Annotated in this window: 18 protein-coding genes and 1 pseudogene; 8 read left to right on the forward strand and 11 right to left on the reverse strand. The window is 59.0% G+C overall.

Translation table 11 applies throughout. The annotated features are described in order from the left end of the window. Nucleotides 1-9 precede the first annotated feature (9 nt). The gene (locus KW848_RS03740; RefSeq protein ID WP_218535789.1) at nt 10-1176 is read left to right on the forward strand and encodes a PLP-dependent aminotransferase family protein; all 1167 of its coding nucleotides are present in this window, start codon (nt 10-12) and stop codon (nt 1174-1176) included. Between the two features lie 75 nt (nt 1177-1251). Here the strand turns inward: KW848_RS03740 and KW848_RS03745 are convergent, their stop codons facing one another. The 8 genes and pseudogenes from KW848_RS03745 to KW848_RS03775 form a co-directional block, all read right to left on the reverse strand. Next, the gene (locus KW848_RS03745; RefSeq protein ID WP_218535792.1) at nt 1252-1623 is read right to left on the reverse strand and encodes a glutathione S-transferase N-terminal domain-containing protein; all 372 of its coding nucleotides are present in this window, start codon (nt 1621-1623) and stop codon (nt 1252-1254) included. 101 nt (nt 1624-1724) lie between these two features. Then, nucleotides 1725-2270 carry a GTP cyclohydrolase I FolE gene (gene folE, locus KW848_RS03750; RefSeq protein ID WP_218536260.1) on the reverse strand — a complete coding sequence of 182 codons (546 nt, stop codon included), beginning with the start codon at nt 2268-2270 and terminating at the stop codon, nt 1725-1727. Between the two features lie 22 nt (nt 2271-2292). Next, nucleotides 2293-2553 (reverse strand): annotated as a pseudogene (locus tag KW848_RS31680) (site-specific integrase); the annotation flags it as partial. Nucleotides 2554-2667: 114 nt separating this feature from the next. Further along, nucleotides 2668-3342 carry a polysaccharide lyase family 7 protein gene (locus tag KW848_RS03755; RefSeq protein WP_111449131.1) on the reverse strand — a complete coding sequence of 225 codons (675 nt, stop codon included), beginning with the start codon at nt 3340-3342 and terminating at the stop codon, nt 2668-2670. Nucleotides 3343-3654: 312 nt separating this feature from the next. Further along, on the reverse strand, nt 3655-4389 hold the full coding sequence (locus tag KW848_RS03760) for a helix-turn-helix transcriptional regulator (protein ID WP_218535793.1): 735 nt from the start codon (nt 4387-4389) through the stop codon (nt 3655-3657). 69 nt (nt 4390-4458) lie between these two features. Next, nucleotides 4459-5016: a Smr/MutS family protein gene (locus KW848_RS03765; RefSeq protein ID WP_008146127.1), complete on the reverse strand. Its 558-nt coding sequence runs from the start codon at nt 5014-5016 to the stop codon at nt 4459-4461. A 75-nt stretch (nt 5017-5091) separates the two neighbouring features. Beyond that, entirely contained in the window at nt 5092-5412 is a 321-nt protein-coding gene (locus KW848_RS03770; protein ID WP_111448997.1) for a hypothetical protein, read from the reverse strand. Between the two features lie 131 nt (nt 5413-5543). Then, entirely contained in the window at nt 5544-6134 is a 591-nt protein-coding gene (locus tag KW848_RS03775) for a cysteine hydrolase family protein (protein WP_008146122.1), read from the reverse strand. Nucleotides 6135-6372: 238 nt separating this feature from the next. On the opposite strand from KW848_RS03775, the gene prmB reads away from it, so the two are divergent. Continuing rightward, nucleotides 6373-7281, forward strand: a complete 909-nt coding sequence (gene prmB / locus KW848_RS03780) for a 50S ribosomal protein L3 N(5)-glutamine methyltransferase (protein WP_218535794.1) — start codon at nt 6373-6375, stop codon at nt 7279-7281. A 129-nt stretch (nt 7282-7410) separates the two neighbouring features. On the opposite strand, the gene KW848_RS03785 is transcribed toward prmB, so the two are convergent. Then, nucleotides 7411-8202 carry a hypothetical protein gene (locus KW848_RS03785; protein ID WP_111448995.1) on the reverse strand — a complete coding sequence of 264 codons (792 nt, stop codon included), beginning with the start codon at nt 8200-8202 and terminating at the stop codon, nt 7411-7413. A gap of 131 nt (nt 8203-8333) precedes the next feature. Next, on the reverse strand, nt 8334-9332 hold the full coding sequence (locus KW848_RS03790) for an alpha/beta hydrolase (RefSeq protein WP_218535797.1): 999 nt from the start codon (nt 9330-9332) through the stop codon (nt 8334-8336). An 83-nt stretch (nt 9333-9415) separates the two neighbouring features. Between KW848_RS03790 and aroC the strand changes: the two genes are divergently transcribed. Genes aroC through mtnC form a run of 5 tightly spaced genes read left to right on the forward strand, consistent with a single transcriptional unit; the run spans nt 9416 to nt 13564 of the window. Next, nucleotides 9416-10507, forward strand: coding sequence for a chorismate synthase (aroC, locus tag KW848_RS03795; protein ID WP_074878277.1), 1092 nt, complete (start codon nt 9416-9418; stop codon nt 10505-10507). A gap of 28 nt (nt 10508-10535) precedes the next feature. Beyond that, nucleotides 10536-11687: an MFS transporter gene (locus KW848_RS03800; RefSeq protein WP_218535799.1), complete on the forward strand. Its 1152-nt coding sequence runs from the start codon at nt 10536-10538 to the stop codon at nt 11685-11687. After that, nucleotides 11684-12310: a methylthioribulose 1-phosphate dehydratase gene (locus tag KW848_RS03805; RefSeq protein ID WP_218535801.1), complete on the forward strand. Its 627-nt coding sequence runs from the start codon at nt 11684-11686 to the stop codon at nt 12308-12310. The genes KW848_RS03800 and KW848_RS03805 overlap by 4 nt, the downstream gene beginning before the upstream one ends. Before the next feature lie 20 nt (nt 12311-12330). Further along, on the forward strand, nt 12331-12876 hold the full coding sequence (locus KW848_RS03810) for an acireductone dioxygenase (RefSeq protein ID WP_218535803.1): 546 nt from the start codon (nt 12331-12333) through the stop codon (nt 12874-12876). A 4-nt stretch (nt 12877-12880) separates the two neighbouring features. Beyond that, the gene (mtnC, locus tag KW848_RS03815; protein WP_218535805.1) at nt 12881-13564 is read left to right on the forward strand and encodes an acireductone synthase; all 684 of its coding nucleotides are present in this window, start codon (nt 12881-12883) and stop codon (nt 13562-13564) included. A 188-nt stretch (nt 13565-13752) separates the two neighbouring features. On the opposite strand, the gene KW848_RS03820 is transcribed toward mtnC, so the two are convergent. After that, a complete protein-coding gene (locus KW848_RS03820) occupies nt 13753-14031 on the reverse strand; it encodes a DUF3509 domain-containing protein (protein ID WP_008146103.1) in 279 nt (92 codons plus the stop codon). A 345-nt stretch (nt 14032-14376) separates the two neighbouring features. Here KW848_RS03820 and KW848_RS03825 point away from each other — a divergent pair, with 345 nt between their 5' ends. After that, a complete protein-coding gene (locus KW848_RS03825) occupies nt 14377-16215 on the forward strand; it encodes a long-chain-acyl-CoA synthetase (protein WP_218535807.1) in 1839 nt (612 codons plus the stop codon). The last annotated feature ends 51 nt before the right edge of the window (nt 16216-16266 follow it).

The raw sequence follows: 16266 nt of genomic DNA on the forward strand, positions 1-16266 counted from the left end.
GGTGACCCCATGGCATTTTCCGAACGTGTCTCGCGCCTTAAAAGTTCTTTGATCCGTGAAATCCTCGCCGCCGCCCAGCGCCCGGAAGTGATGTCGTTCGCTGGCGGCTTGCCGGCCGAAGCCATGCTGCCGAAAGTCGAGTGGGCCGACATGCCGCTGTCCATGGGCCAATACGGCATGAGCGAAGGTGAGCCGGCGCTGCGTGAAGCGCTGGCAGCAGAGGCGCGGGCGCTGGGCGTACCCTGCGAGGCGAGTCAGGTGTTGGTGGTCAGCGGCTCCCAGCAAACTCTCGATCTGGCGGCCAAGCTGTACATCGACAACGGCACCGAGATTTTGCTCGAAGCGCCGACTTATCTGGCGGCCTTGCAGATTTTTCAGCTGTTCGGCGCCGACTGCATCACGGTCCCGCTGGAGGCTGATGGCCCGAGCCTGGCTCAACTGCGTACTCGTCTGGAAAAACACCGTCCGGCGTTCATCTACCTGATCCCGACTTTTCAGAACCCTTCGGCCGTGCGCTACAGCGAAGCCAAGCGCGATGCCGTGGCCGCCTTGCTGGATGAGTTCGGCGTGACCTTGATCGAAGACGAGCCTTACCGCGAGCTGACGTTCGACGGTGGAAGCGCCACGCCGATTGTCAGCCGCTTGAAAAAGGCCAGCTGGATCTACACCGGCACCGTGTCGAAAACCCTGTTGCCCGGATTGCGAGTCGGCTATCTGATCGCCAGTCCGGATCTCTTCCCGCACTTGCTGAAACTCAAGCAATCAGCCGACCTGCACACCAATCGCGTGGGCCAGTGGCAAGCGCTGCAGTGGATCGGCACCGAGAAATTCCAGCATCACTTGAGCGAGCTGCGGGACTTCTATCGGGTTCGTCGGGACGCGTTCCAGTCAGCCCTGGAAACGCATTTTGCGGATTTGGCGGACTGGAGTGTGCCGCAGGGTGGGCTGTTTTTCTGGCTGACACTCAAGCAGCCGCTGGACACGCGTACGTTGCTCAAGGCTGCACTGGCAGCGGATGTGGCGTTCATGCCGGGCGAGCCGTTCTTCCCCGAGCCGGACAGCAATCCGGGGCATTTGCGCCTGAACTTCAGCCACATCGACCCGGCACGGCTGGACGAAGGGCTCAAGCGTTTGGCTGCGGTGGTGCGTCAGGCTCAGGCGGCGGAAGCGGCTTGAGGCTGCTGGTGTGAGAGGGTGCAAAAAAAAACCGGCCAATGGGCCGGTTTATTTTTATCTGAAATTTGTACGGCTTCAGGCCGCGGCAAACCGCTTGTCCAGATAATCGATGATCACCTTGGACTCGTACATCCAGGTGGTCTGGCCGTTCTCTTCGATGCGCAGGCACGGAACCTTGATCTTGCCGCCTTGCTCCAGCAGGGTCTGGCGATCCTGTTCGTTGTTCTTCGCGTCGCGCAACGCCACCGGCACGTTCAAGCGGCGCAGGGTGCGGCGGGTTTTCACGCAGAACGGGCAGGCGTGGAACTGATACAGGGTCAAGTCCTTGGCCGCCGTGTTGACCTGAGCCTGGACCTCGGCAGGGCGCTGTTTTTTGCCCGGACGGGTGATGAAGTCGATGAAGATGATCAGTTGGCCAAGGCCGACACGAAGCGCTTTAACGAACACGGTATAAGCCTCACAGGGGCAAACAGAAGGCGCGCAGCTTACCTGATTTTCGCAGGCGAAAAAAAACCGGCGATGAATGCCGGTCTTCTTCGTGCTGCGAATTACTTGATCAGGCTGAGAAACTCGCTGCGGGTGGCCGCGTTTTCACGGAACTCACCGAGCATCACCGACGTGATCATCGACGAATTCTGTTTCTCCACACCGCGCATCATCATGCACATGTGCTTGGCCTCGATCACCACTGCAACGCCCAGGGCGCCGGTGACTTGCTGGACCGCATCGGCGATCTGGCGACTGAGGTTTTCCTGGATCTGCAGGCGGCGGGCGTACATATCGACGATCCGCGCGACTTTCGACAGGCCCAATACCTTGCCGCTCGGGATGTAGGCGACGTGAGCCTTGCCGATAAACGGCAGCAGGTGGTGTTCGCACAACGAGTAGAGCTCGATGTCCTTCACCAGCACCATTTCGCTGTTGTCGGAGCTGAACAAGGCACCGTTGGTGACCTCTTCCAGTGTCTGTTCATAACCGCGGCAGAGGTACTGCATGGCTTTGGCGGCACGTTTTGGCGTGTCGAGCAGGCCCTCGCGGGTGGCGTCCTCGCCCAGTTGGCCGAGAATCGCGGTGTAGTTCTGTTCCAGTGTCACAGAGGCTGATTCCATACGGGTTTCAGAGGGGTACTGTTTCTGTCTGTACCAATTGTGTGCCAATCAAGCTCTTTTCAAGCTTCCCGAGCTCGCCCCAGTCAGTGCTGGCGTTGATCCATCGGGCGTAGGTCGATAGCAATATCTGAACGCTATGACCGAGCTGAGTGGCAATAAACGCAGGGTTCATCCCCGACATGGGGCACATGGTAGCGTATGTGTGCCGGCAGTTGTATTGCCGGCGGGCGCGAAGCCCCAAATCGGTCATTGCGGCCGGGAAGTGTTTGCCGATCACGCTGGCCTACCGGGTTTTATCCGCATCCCGCTACACCCTGTCGCCAAGGTGCAGCAGTAATGCTTTCCTGAAGCCTGTTTTGCTCATCAGGCCGAGCAGGTCGTATCAGGCGTGAGTGATCGACAGATCGCTGATGATGCAGACAGAACCGTCTAGCGGGTCGGTGGTGTCGGAGTAATCGATCTGGTTGTACACGCCGCCGTGGAAGGCGAGTGTTTTCGTGTCCCAGGTATTGTCCAGACGCATGATTGCGGAAGTGGATTGGACGCCGTTACAGCTAGCCGATACAGAGACGGCGCCGCTCGAGTTGGCGTGAATGTTGATTTTGAAAAGTGCACCGAGCGGCACGTTATCCAAAATCGTCGAGTTGACTGGATCATCCTGGAGGTAACTGGTTCGGAACCCCATGGTGATTTTTCCTTTGTTCCAGAACACCTTTACCGGAGGTCGTTCTGAGCCCTGCACATGAATCTGACCGATCACGACTTTCTGCAGCGAGTTGACTTTGGTCAGTCGCATTTCCTGGCGGTTCCAGTGGTCCGCTGCACTGGAGAACAGCCAGTAACCTGGCTCCTTCCACTCGCAACGGGTTCGTAGCGTACTCTTGCTCGAGGCTCCAAGTGTCGGCGCCGTCATCTGCAGCGAACCATCGTCAAGCATTGAGATGACTTCGGGGCATTCGATCAGTGCGCGCCAGCCGATGAGCTCAAGCGCAATCGGGTTGGTGTCGGAGATTGGAAGCGGGGTAGCGATGGTGAAGTTGCTGATGTCTACAGTCATGGTTTTTACCTCAGTCCATTGATGTCGCTTTTTGCTCTGGTGAGCCTTGCGTTTGATGCAGGCCTGCATCCCACTGCCCACTCGGTGAATGGACAGAGGTGATACTTGGCAGCTTCCGAGCGATTTCCCGTTGGCTTGAATACGAATATGGGCGCTCCCATATTTGGTGTCAATGGGTATTCCCATATTTTATTCCGTACCTATATTCCAGGTGCAAAAAAGCCCGCGCTTGGCGGGCTTCTCTTGGGTGGGTGTCGACTTGCCGTATTGCACGTCAGGGCACTGAACGCTCCCGAATCACCGCAACTCAGTTCACCGTGAATACATCGCCCACCAAAAGACATGGCCCAGGATCGCAATCTGCTGCTCCTGGATCTCGGCGAAGGTGTAGTCCTCGTCCGGATGCTCGTCACGGTTGAAACTGCGTAGGCGGATCCCACTGGGCAGTCGGTAGAGCTGTTTCACGCGGAGCTGGCCGTTGTGGTTGATCGCGTACATGTCGCCGTCGACGATGTCGCCCAGCGAGTTCTTCCCGACGTTCATGCCAACGGTAGCGCCGTCGCGCAGTACCGGGAGCATGCTGTTTCCGCTCACCACCACGCACCTGGCGTTGCTGAACTGCACGTTGTTGTGACGCAGGTCTTTCTTGAAGAAGCGCAGCCTGGCGCTGTCGCTTTCCGAGATCACGAAACGGCCTGAACCAGCCGCCAGCTCAACTTCACGCAGGAAGGGGACATAAACCTCGTCGTCATCCAGGGGCGTGCTGTCGTCCCAAGGCTGGATGTCTGACATTGAAACGCTTGGAGGGGGGCGATTCAACGGAGCAGCATCGGACACCTCTTTGAGCATGTCACCGACACCTTCAGCCAGCCACATCGGTGAAACGCCACACACTGAAGCGATCTGGGCAGTAAAGGCTGTTGCCTTCGACTTCCCGCGCTCGAGGTCGGAGATTGAGGTTTGGGTCAGGCCTGCGCGTTCGGCAAGCTCGGTCTGATTGAGCTTGGCGTGTTGGCGGGCTGCTTTGAGTCGTTCTTTGAATTCCATCTGCGGAGTATTACGGGAGCGCCTATATCATTGCAAATCGTTATCCCGATAATGTGCCAGGCGACAGCTTTATTCGTCGCGACCTTCCATCATGGTCCGTTTGAGCATCACATAAACCGCTCCGGCGCCGCCGTGTTTCGCCTGGCACGAGGTGAAGCCGAGCACTTGTGAGTGTTGGCGTAGCCAGGTGTTGACGTGGCTTTTGATCATCGGCCGCTTGCCGTCCAGACGCACAGCCTTGCCGTGGGTGACGCGCACGCAGCGGATTTCGAATTTGGTTGCTTCGGCCAGAAACGCCCAGAGGGTTTCCCGGGCCTTTTCCACGCTCATGCCATGGAGGTCGAGGCTGCCTTCGAACGGGATCTGTCCGATCTTGAGCTTGCGCATCTGGCTTTCCTGAACACCGTCACGCGCCCACATCAGCTCGTCTTCCGGGCCAACATCGATGACGAACTGATCGGACAGCCCGTCAACGGTGGTGGCATCGGTGCGCACCGTGGCGGCCTGACGCAGCTTGGCGATTTGCGCGCGGTCAGCTTTGGGTTTGCCGGTTTCGGCGCGATCGTGTTTGATCGGCTTGACGCCTTGGATCGCGCTTTTGAACAGGGAAAAATCGTCGTCTTGCATGTCAGCCTCCGCGAAGGGCGGCCAGTTTACCCAACTCGAGGGGAATGGGGCGCGAGAAAACGCACAGCACTCGGCTCAGTCGTGCTTTTTCATCAAATGCGGGGAGATGTTCAGCTCTTGCGACTGCCGCGAGCGGCGACGGCAGCGACGCCACAGCCACACGCCGAGGTACAGCACGAACAGGCCAATCGCCAGAATCACTGCCGAACCGACCCGGTTGGTATTCAACTCGCCCAGGGCGGGTGCGTGGCCGAGCAGGCTGGCTATGCCTGCCATCGCCAGCAACACACCGCTCATCGACAGCAAGGCAGCCAATGCCGCGCCGATTCGAAAACGCCAGTTGCGTTGGCCTTTGGGCCGCAAGCGGCGAGCGTCAAAACCATCGGATAACTTCATTCCGACCTTCCTCAATGGGTATCGGCCCTTCGACCGGGAGTTGACCGGGATGTTCCTGAGGCTAAGACAATTACAGCAAATGATAGACTTTTGCGGATGAGCGGCGGCATGGACCGCTCATCGAGCGTCGATCAGATCAGTTCATGAGTCAATGCGAGGGTGGCGAAGTTGTCCGCCATGATCGCCATTTCGGTCTGCTGAACGTGGTCTGCGCTCAATACGCCGCCCTTGTAAGGCAGGTCGCGAGTCGCGCAGGCGTCTTCTACCAGCGTACAACGAAAGCCCAGGTTCTTCGCGGCGCGCACCGTGGTGCTGACGCTGGAGTGGCTCATGAAACCGCACACGATCAGGTCCAGTGAACCGAGATTCTGCAGGCGTTCCAGCAGTTCGGTGCCGTGGAACGCACTCGGCAGTAATTTACCGATGATGGTTTCGTCGCCCTGTGGTTCCAGGCCCGGGATGAATTCACCGCGCTCACCTTGTGGATCGAACAGCCCACCGACAGTGCCGAGGTGGCGGACATGGACGATCGGCCGGCCGGCTGCACGGGCAGCGGCCACCAGTTGCTTGATGTTCGCGACGGCAGCATCCATGCCGCTCAAGGCCAACGGGCCGCTGAGGTATTCTTTCTGGGCATCGATGATGACGAGGGTCGCATGGCTCAGAACGGCAGCTGCATAACCGCGGCCGCTGAGTTGAAACATCGTTTTTGGAACGGACATTCTGGGGCTCCTTCGGGTGGGGCTTTTGCGACATTGTCCTCTGGCTGAGCGCTTCTGTGAATCGCTACCATCGTAGGCGCCGTCTTTGCTGGCTCGCAGCCTTGTCAATAGGGCCGTTTTGTTCAATAGGCGGTCGAAAAAACAGATTAGTCCTACATTCGCCCCGGTAGTTTTCCTGCGTCGTCGAGATGCGTTTTGGCTGTTAGAATCGCCAGTCGTTTTTTTTGGAGTTTGCCCCGTGATCACTTCCCGACTTCGTACCCTGCGTGACCATATCCGTTGGGCCGTCAGCCGCTTCCATGGGGAGGATCTGTTTTTCGGCCATGGGACCGACAATGCCTGGGACGAAGCGCGCCAGTTGGTGTTGGGTGCCTTGCACTTGCCGTGGGAAATCGCCGACAGCTACCTCGACTGCAATCTTGAAGAAGACGAGCTGGTCAAGCTGCAACGCCTGCTCAAGCGCCGTATCGAAGAACGTATTCCTACCGCCTACCTGTTGGGCGAAGCGTGGTTTTGCGGCATGTCGTTCATTGTCGATGAGCGCGTATTGATCCCGCGTTCGCCGATAGGCGAGCTGATTGAAAAACGTTTCGAGCCGTGGCTGGGCGCCGAACCTGTGCGGATTCTTGACCTGTGCACCGGTTCCGGCTGCATCGGTATCGCCTGTGCCTACGAGTTCCAGAACGCCGAAGTGGTGTTGGCCGATCTGTCGTTCGAAGCGCTGGAAGTGGCCAACCAGAACATCGAGCGTCATGGCGTCGATGAACGGGTGTACACGGTGCAGGGCGATGGATTTGATGGTTTGCCGGGTCAGCGTTTTGACCTGATCGTGTCGAACCCGCCTTACGTCGATGCGGAAGATTTCGCCGACATGCCGGACGAATACCAGCACGAACCGGAGCTGGGCCTGGCCTGCGGTGATGATGGTTTGAACCTGGTGCGGCGCATGCTCGCCGAAGCGGCGGATCACCTGACCGAGAAGGGCTTGCTGATTGTCGAGGTGGGCAACAGCCAGGTTCACGTCTCGGCGCTGTACCCGGAAGTCGACTTCGCCTGGCTCGATTTCGAGCGCGGTGGGCATGGCGTGTTCATGCTGACGGCGGAACAGTGCCGCAACCATCGGGCGCTGTTCGCTTCCCGCGTGTAACGGAACTGGCTTCTGTGGTGAGGGGATTTAGCGAAACGTCGCACCGCCCCGTTGGGCTGCGAAGCGGCCCCAAAAAGAGGGACTGCTGCGCAGTCCAACGGGGATAAATCCCCTCGCCACAAAAAGTTGCTACCGGTGTGTGGCAATCCAGATCAACAACCCCGCCTGAAACACCGCAAACGCCACCAGGCAGGTAATGGTAAAGCGCAGCCCGGTGTCTTCGCGCTTGTACTTGCTGACTTTTTCTTCGTGTTTCTTGAGTTTGACTTCCTGCTCGGCCAGATTTTGCTCGGCTTGCTGAAGCATCTGCGCCGCCTCAAGAATTTCCACGACCTGCAGTTTTTCCGTACTCCAGTCACTCAACAGGTCGCCGACCTGCACTTCTTTGACGCTGCCCTTCAAATGCTGGGCGTCGGCGTAGATCACGTCGAAACCGTGCATCCGCAAAAAGTGATCGCGGCGCAGGCGAGTGTCTTCGTTCAGCGCATCCTTGTTGTTCAGGTCGGTGCCGTCGACGGTGTAGCCGGGCCATCTCTTTTTCGCCCAGGTAATGCCCTGAGCGGCCATGAAACGACCGATCCCACGGTTCATCGGTTCGATCTGCAAACCGCTGTCAGGCCCGAAATGCACGCGCTTGGTGGCGTGATCGACCCACACGTCCAGATGATTCTGTTCCTTGCGCACACGCTGGCCGGGCAGCGCAATGCTCATGCGCATCAGGCTGTGTTCCTTGTTGTTGCGCTCGGCGTAACCGAATTCAACAAAGCGCAGCGGCCGTCCACCGGTGTTGCGGTCGGTTTTCAATGGGGCCAGACGGAGCATCTTGTGGTGCTCGGCGTGGACGTCCGCCCACGGCAGCTCAACCACTGGTGGTGCGTCTTTTTCAGCAGTGGTGTCGGGTGAAGTCTGGGTATCAGTCATAACGGCGAGATCCTGTCCAAGCTCTGCTTGCCGCCAGTCATAGCGCTGGCGACAAAGGCTTATCGGCCGTTTTTTTCAGGACTGGAGGGTTAGGGGGCGTTCTCAACCAGTTTTCATGCCACTAACGCCGCTTAACTGGCGCGAAGTCCGTCAATAAACTCGAGGATTCGCGTGCCGAGTTCCGCCGCCAGTGGCAATTGCGGATCTTTGTAAGAGGCCAATTGCCGTTTTACATCGTTGGGCACGATGCGCATCACGTGGTTCATGCCTTCGATCAGCGCCAGCTCGGCGTCCGGTTTGGCGGCCTTCAACAGCCTGGCGTCACCGACACCGACCTGGATGTCATTGCTGCCCTGGATGATCAGCGCCGGCATCTTCAACTTGGCGAACGCCGCCGCCGGGTCCTGGCGGAACAATGAAATCAGATACGGCTGCACGCTCGGGCGGAAAATCACCTGCAATTGCGGCGGTACGTTGTCGTCGGTGTGGCCGGCCTTGAGGCTGTCGAGCAGTTCATTGCTGCGCAGCATCAACGGTGGCGGCAGGCGATTGCTCAATTGCTGGCGCAGCACCTGATCGATCGGCCGGGCGCTGCCGGACATGGAAATGACCGCGGCGGCATCCAGGCTCGGCGCCGCGAGGCTGGCGATCAGGGCGCCTTCGCTGTGGCCCAGCAGGATCAGCTGGCCAAAACGCGGGTCGGTTTTGAGCTTGCGGCCCCAGGCCTCGGCGTCGGCCACATAGGCTTCAACCGACAGATTGCGTTCATCCGGGGTCGCCGCAAGGCTCGCCGCCACGCCGCGTTTGTCATAACGCACGCTGGCGATGTTGTGTTTGGCCAGCACCCAAGCGAGACGCTTGAGGCTGTCGTTGCGTCCGCCGTCGGGGTTGTTTCCGTCACGATCTGTAGGACCGGAGCCGGAAATGATCAGGACAACCGGTACTGGTGTGTCGGACTTGGGCAGCAATAACGAGCCAAAAAGCTCGCCGGTGCCGGTGTCCAAGGTGATCGGGCGTTGCAGGACTGTGGCCTGTACAAAGCCGGTAAAGAGGGTAAGGCTCAAGGCTATAACTCGCAGCATCATCACGCCATCATGAACAAGATGCCGGTTGGACTCGCAGGCACCCATAAGGTTCGAGGATGAACTAGTCGGGTAGCCTGCGTATACTGGCGCGCATTACGTATTTGGTTCGAATTCACGGAGCGTCCTGCATGTCCGGCAATACCTACGGCAAGCTGTTCACTGTCACCACCGCGGGCGAAAGCCATGGTCCGGCGTTGGTCGCCATTGTCGACGGCTGCCCGCCGGGCCTGGAGATCTCTCTGGAGGATCTGCAGCGTGACCTGGATCGCCGCAAACCCGGCACCAGCCGCCACACCACCCAGCGCCAGGAAGCCGACGAAGTCGAAATCCTCTCCGGCGTGTTCGAAGGACGCACCACCGGTTGCGCCATCGGCCTGTTGATCCGCAACACCGACCAGAAGTCCAAGGATTACTCGGCGATCAAGGACCTGTTCCGTCCGGCCCACGCCGACTACACCTATCACCACAAATATGGCGAGCGCGATTACCGTGGCGGCGGTCGCAGCTCGGCCCGTGAAACGGCCATGCGCGTGGCGGCCGGTGCGATTGCGAAAAAATACCTGGCCACTCAGGGCATCGTCATTCGTGGCTACATGAGCCAGCTCGGCCCGATCGAAATCCCGTTCAAGACCTGGGATTCGGTGGAAGAGAACGCCTTCTTCAGCCCTGATCCGGACAAGGTCCCGGAACTGGAGGCCTATATGGACCAGTTGCGTCGCGACCAGGATTCGGTTGGCGCGAAGATCACCGTAGTCGCTGAAGGCGTAATGCCGGGCCTCGGCGAGCCGATCTTTGACCGTCTCGATGCCGAACTCGCTCACGCGCTGATGAGCATCAATGCGGTCAAAGGCGTGGAAATCGGCGCCGGTTTCGCCAGCGTTGCCCAACGCGGCACCGAACACCGCGATGAAATGACCCCGCAAGGTTTCCTCAGCAACAACGCGGGCGGCATTTTAGGTGGCATTTCGTCGGGTCAGCCGATCGTCGCGCACCTGGCGCTCAAGCCAACCTCGAGCATCACCACGCCGGGCCGTTCCATCGACATCCATGGCAACCCGGTGGACGTCATCACCAAGGGGCGCCACGACCCGTGCGTCGGCATCCGCGCCACACCGATCGCCGAAGCGATGATGGCCATCGTGCTGATGGATCACCTGTTGCGTCACCGTGGGCAGAACCTGGACGTGCGCGTGAGCACGCCGGTGTTGGGTCAGCTTTAATGGCTGATCTCACAGCCGCTGCGGTCTGATGGCTGTGGCGGCGCTCCCGTACTGGCGGCTCTCCAGTTTCTATCTGTTCTATTTCGCCTTGCTCGGTTCGACAGCGCCGTTTCTGGCGCTGTACTTCGATCACCTGGGCTTTTCCAGCGCGCGCATCGGCGAGCTGGTGGCGATCCCGATGCTGATGCGCTGCGTGGCGCCGAACATCTGGGGCTGGCTCGGTGATTACACCGGCCGACGCCTGGCCATCGTGCGCTTCGGTGCGGTCTGCACGTTGCTGACATTCTCGCTGATCTTCGTCAGCAAGACCTACGCCTGGCTGGCGATGGTCATGGCCTTGCACGCGTTTTTCTGGCACGCCGTGTTGCCGCAATTCGAAGTCATCACCTTGGCGCACTTGCAGGGCCAGACTAACCGCTACAGTCAGATCCGCCTGTGGGGTTCCATCGGTTTCATCATTACCGTGGTCGCCCTTGGCCGATTGTTCGAATGGCTCAGCCTCGACATCTACCCGGTGGCGCTGGTGCTGATCCTGGCCGGGATCGTGGTCAGCAGCCTATGGGTGCCCAACGCTCAACCGATTCAGAGCGAACGGTTGGCGGGGGACGGTTTTCTCAAGCAGTTGCGCAGTCCCGGGGTGTTGGCGTTTTACGGTTGCGTGGCGCTGATGCAGATGAGCCACGGTCCTTATTACACCTTTCTGACCTTGCACCTGGAGCGACTCGGGTACAGCCGAGGGCTGATCGGTATGCTCTGGGCGGTCGGTGTGGTCGCCGAAGTCTTGATGTTTCTGGCCATGAGCAAGATCCTTGCGCGCTTCTCCGTGCGACGGGTGTTACTGGCGAGTTTTCTGCTGGCGGCGTTGCGTTGGTTGTTGCTCGGTTCGTTCGCTGAATTTCTTTGGGTGCTGTTGTTTGCCCAAGTGCTGCACGCGGCGACCTTCGGCAGCTTTCACGCGGCTGCCATCCAGTTTGTGCAACGTAGCTTCGGCGCGCGCCAACAAGGGCAGGGCCAGGCGTTATACGCCGCACTGGCCGGCACCGGCGGCGCACTGGGCGCGTTGTATTCCGGCTACAGCTGGAATGCCCTCGGCCCAACATTGACCTTTAGTATTGCCAGCCTCGCAGCCTTCGCGGCAGCCGTTATCATTGCCACACGAATGCAAGAGGACAGGCCATGAGCCTCACCCGTGAGCACCTCACCCAGGAAATCATCGATGCCGGGCGTTTTCTATATGGCTGCGGCTGGTCGCCGGCCACCAGCAGCAACTACTCGACGCGCCTGTCGCCGACTGAAGCGCTGCTGACGGTGTCCGGCAAGCACAAAGGCCAACTCGGCCCCGACGATGTGCTGGCGACCGATCTGTCCGGCAACAGCCTGGAACCGGGCAAAAAACCGTCCGCCGAAACCCTGCTGCACACCCAGCTCTACCGCTGGCACCCGGAAATCGGCGCGGTGCTGCACACCCATTCTGTGAACGCCACGGTGCTGTCGCGCTTGACGCCGCAAGACTTCATCGATTTCGAAGACTACGAACTGCAAAAGGCTTTCAGTGGTGTGTCGACCCACGAATCCCGGGTGCGTGTGCCGATTTTCGATAACGATCAAGACATTGCGCGCCTCGCCGCCAAGGTGCAGCCTTGGCTGGACGCCCATCCCGATTGCGTCGGCTATCTGATCCGCGGCCACGGTCTCTACACCTGGGGCGCGCGCATGAGCGATGCACTGCGGCAGATCGAGGCCTTTGAATTTTTGTTCGAGTGCGAGTTGAAGATGCGCTCGCTCTTGAACTGTAAAGCATGAACCGTTAAGGAGTTGCCCTGATGAGCAGCCTGTCCGTTTACCACGTCTCAAGCCCTGATTTACCTAACAAGGTGCTGACGCATTTCGAAGACATCGCCTCGACCCTGGCCGAGCAGGGCGTGCGTTTCGACCGCTGGCAAGCCACGGCGAAAATCCAGCCCGGCGCCAGTCAGGAAGAAGTGATCGCCGCGTATCAGGAGCAAATCGACAAGCTGATGACTGAACGCGGTTACATCACCGTCGATGTGATCAGCCTGAACAGCGACCACCCGCAAAAAGCCGAATTGCGCGCCAGGTTTCTCGACGAACATCGCCATGGCGAAGACGAAGTACGATTTTTCGTCGCCGGCCGTGGCTTGTTCACCCTGCACATCGACGATTACGTCTACGCGGTGCTTTGTGAGAAAAACGACCTGATCTCGGTACCAGCTGGCACCCCGCACTGGTTCGACATGGGCGAGCATCCGCATTTCGTCGCGATCCGTCTGTTCAACAACCCTGAAGGCTGGGTTGCCAATTTCACTGGCGAAGACATCGCCAGCCGGTTCCCGGGTCTTGAGGACTGAGGCGATGCCGATCAAAGCGATTCTCACCGACATCGAAGGCACTACCAGCGCGGTGAGTTTTGTGTTCGACGTGCTGTTTCCCTACGCCGCCAGACACTTGCCGGATTTTGTTCTCCAGCATGCCGCGCGTGCGGATGTTGCCGAGCAACTGGATGCCGTTCGCCGGGATGCCAACGAGCCGAACGCCGACGTCGAGCGGGTGATCGACATTCTTCTGGGCTGGATCGCCGAAGACCGCAAAGCCACGCCGCTGAAAGCGTTGCAAGGCATGGTCTGGGAACAGGGTTATCAGGCCGCAGAGTTGAAAGGCCACGTTTACCCGGACGCCGTTGAAGCGCTCAAGCGCTGGCATCAGGATGGCTTCAAACTGTTTGTTTACTCTTCGGGGTCGATTCAGGCGCAAAAGCTGATCTTTGGCTGCTCGCAAGTGGGGGATCTGTCACCCCTGTTCAGTGGCTATTTCGACACCACCTCGGGGCCCAAGCGTGAAGCGAAGTCCTACGAGCGCATTACCCAGGCCATCGGCCTGGACGCTTCGCAGATCCTGTTTCTGTCCGACATCGTCGAGGAACTGGACGCGGCACGCACGGCGGGAATGGCGACGTGCGGGCTGGCCCGAGAGGGCGGGGAGCTGGCGGGGCATGTGACGGTGGACAGTTTTGCGCGGATCGATCCTGCTACTTTTTAAGATCAAGGCACAAAACCTGTGGGAGCGGGCTTGCTCGCGAAAGCGGTTTAACATTCAACATTGATGCTGTCTGATACACCGCTTTCGCGAGCAAGCCCGCTCCCACAGGGAATTGCGTACCGTCAGAAACAAAACAGGCCGTGAAGCGAAAGCGCTCACGGCCTGTTTGTTTACAGCTCTGGAACGGTTTAAACCGAGTGATACGTCGGCAGGGCAAACCGCTGCTGGCTTTGCAGCATGGAAATCTGCGGCAGTTCGCTGGCCTGTTCGGCGATGTCACGGCGTATGGCACTGATCACCCAGGACAGCTGATCACCTGCATGCAATTGCTGGTAGGAAATCGAGCGTTTGAAGACTTTGCCGTCGGTGCTGCTCAAGGTCAGCAGAATGCCACCATCAGGACGTGGCTGGGTGGTCACTTCGAAGTTGGAGAACAGGGACGAAAATTTTTCTTGGATCAGGTTCATGTCTATCAGCTCCGTTAGCTCTTGGATGGCAAGCATGCAGAGGTAGTTGCAGTGATTGTGCCAGCACCTGATTTTTTAAAAATCCTTATATATCAATTAGTTATCTTTTCAGTGTTTTTGCGCTTTCGTGCAATCTGCATGAATGGCCATCGTGCATCCTGCATTTTGCGTGGTCGACATCGATTCGATGGAACCAATTGCCCCGCGTAAGCTCACGCATTTCGAATGCCGCAGACGTGGATACAAATCATTTCAAAAACCGCGTGTACAGCTCAGGAACCGCTGACGTATTTTCGGCCTCAATCAACGCCGCCCGAACAATAAAAAGATCGACCGGGAGCAACCATGAGCCGCACGCCGAACGACACGATTACCTGGGGCATGATGCTCCGCAAGCTGCCTTCCATTGCCAAAGCCATTCCTCGCGTGGTGAAAGGCATGAACGCCGCCAACGTCAAGGACCCGACCCAACCGTGCGGCCTGGGCTGGAGCTTTGAGCAAGCGACATTGCGCAATCCCGATGGCCCGGCATTGCTGCAGGGCGAGGTGGCGCTGACGTATTTTCAGGTCAACCAGTGGGCGAATCGCATTGCCCATCATTTGATTGCCCAAGGCATCCGCAAGGGCGATGTCGTGGCGGTCTTTATCGAGAATCGCCCGGAACTGCTGGTGACGATCCTGGCGGTGGCCAAGGTTGGCGCGATCAGTGCGTTGCTCAATACTTCGCAGACCCGCGATACCCTGGCTCACAGCCTGAACCTGGTGGCACCCGCGGCGATCATTGTCGGAGAAGAGCTGGTGCCGGCGTTTTCGGCGGTTCGCGAACGGGTGTCGATCGACGCGGCGCGCACCTGGTTCGTCGCTGATCGAGACACCTTCAGCCATCCGGGCATTGCGCCCGACGGGTTCATCAACCTGATGATCGCCAGTGCCGACAGCTCCAGCGCCAACCCCGCCAGCAGTCAGCAGGTTTTTTTCGACGACCCTTGTTTCTATATTTACACCTCGGGCACCACCGGCTTGCCCAAGGCCGGGGTGTTCAAGCACGGCCGCTGGATGCGCAGCTCCGCGAGCTTCGGGCTGATCGCTCTGGATATGCACCCGGAGGATGTCGTCTATTGCACCTTGCCGCTCTATCACGCCACCGGGCTGTGCGTGTGCTGGGGCTCGGCGATCAGTGGCGCCTCGGGCTTTGCGATTCGCCGCAAGTTCAGCGCCAGCCAATTCTGGAACGATGTGCGCAAGTACCGCGCGACCACCCTCGGATACGTCGGCGAACTGTGCCGCTACCTGGTGGATCAACCGCCCAGCCTCGACGACAGCCAGCACCGGGTGACGAAGATGATCGGCAATGGCCTGCGCCCCGGCGCGTGGGGCGAGTTCAAGACGCGATTCGGGGTGAATCATATCTGTGAGCTGTACGCCGCCAGCGACGGCAACATCGGCTTCACCAACATCCTCAACTTTGATAACACCGTCGGGTTTTCCCTGATGTCATGGGAGTTGGCGGCGTACGACCACGACAGCGGCGCGCCGATTCGGGATGCCAAGGGCTTCATGCGCAAAGTCGCCAAAGGCGAGCAGGGGCTGTTGCTGGCGAAGATCGACGACAAGGCACCGCTGGATGGCTACACCGATCCGCAGAAGACCGAAAAGGTTGTGCTGCACGACGTGTTCGAGAAGGGCGACCGTTATTTCAATACCGGTGACCTGCTGCGCAACATCGGTTTCGGTCACGCGCAGTTTGTTGACCGTTTGGGCGATACCTACCGCTGGAAGGGCGAAAACGTCTCGACCACCGAGGTCGAGAACATCCTTTTGCAACACCCGAATATTTCCGAAGCCGTGGCCTACGGCGTGGAAATCCGCAACACCAACGGGCGTGCGGGGATGGCGGCGATTACGCCAGCCGAGTCCCTGGCGACCCTGGATTTCAGTGAGCTGCTGGCGTTCGCCCGTGAGCAAATGCCCGCCTATGCGGTGCCGTTGTTCCTGCGGGTGAAGGTAAAAATGGAGACCACGGGCACCTTCAAATATCAGAAGACCCGGCTTAAGAACGAAGCCTTCGACCCCGGCAAAACCGGCGACGATCCGATCTATGCCTGGCTGCCAGGGACCCAGACTTACGTGCAGGTCACTGCGCAGTTGCTGGCGGATATTCACGGCGGCGCTTTTCGTTATTGAATGCAGCGTTATTGAATGTGGCTATGGCTGTCCATGAGAAAAAAGAAGTGA

It is taken from the genome of Pseudomonas sp. PDM25, from assembly GCF_019219045.1.
Taxonomy (GTDB): Bacteria; Pseudomonadota; Gammaproteobacteria; order Pseudomonadales; family Pseudomonadaceae; genus Aquipseudomonas.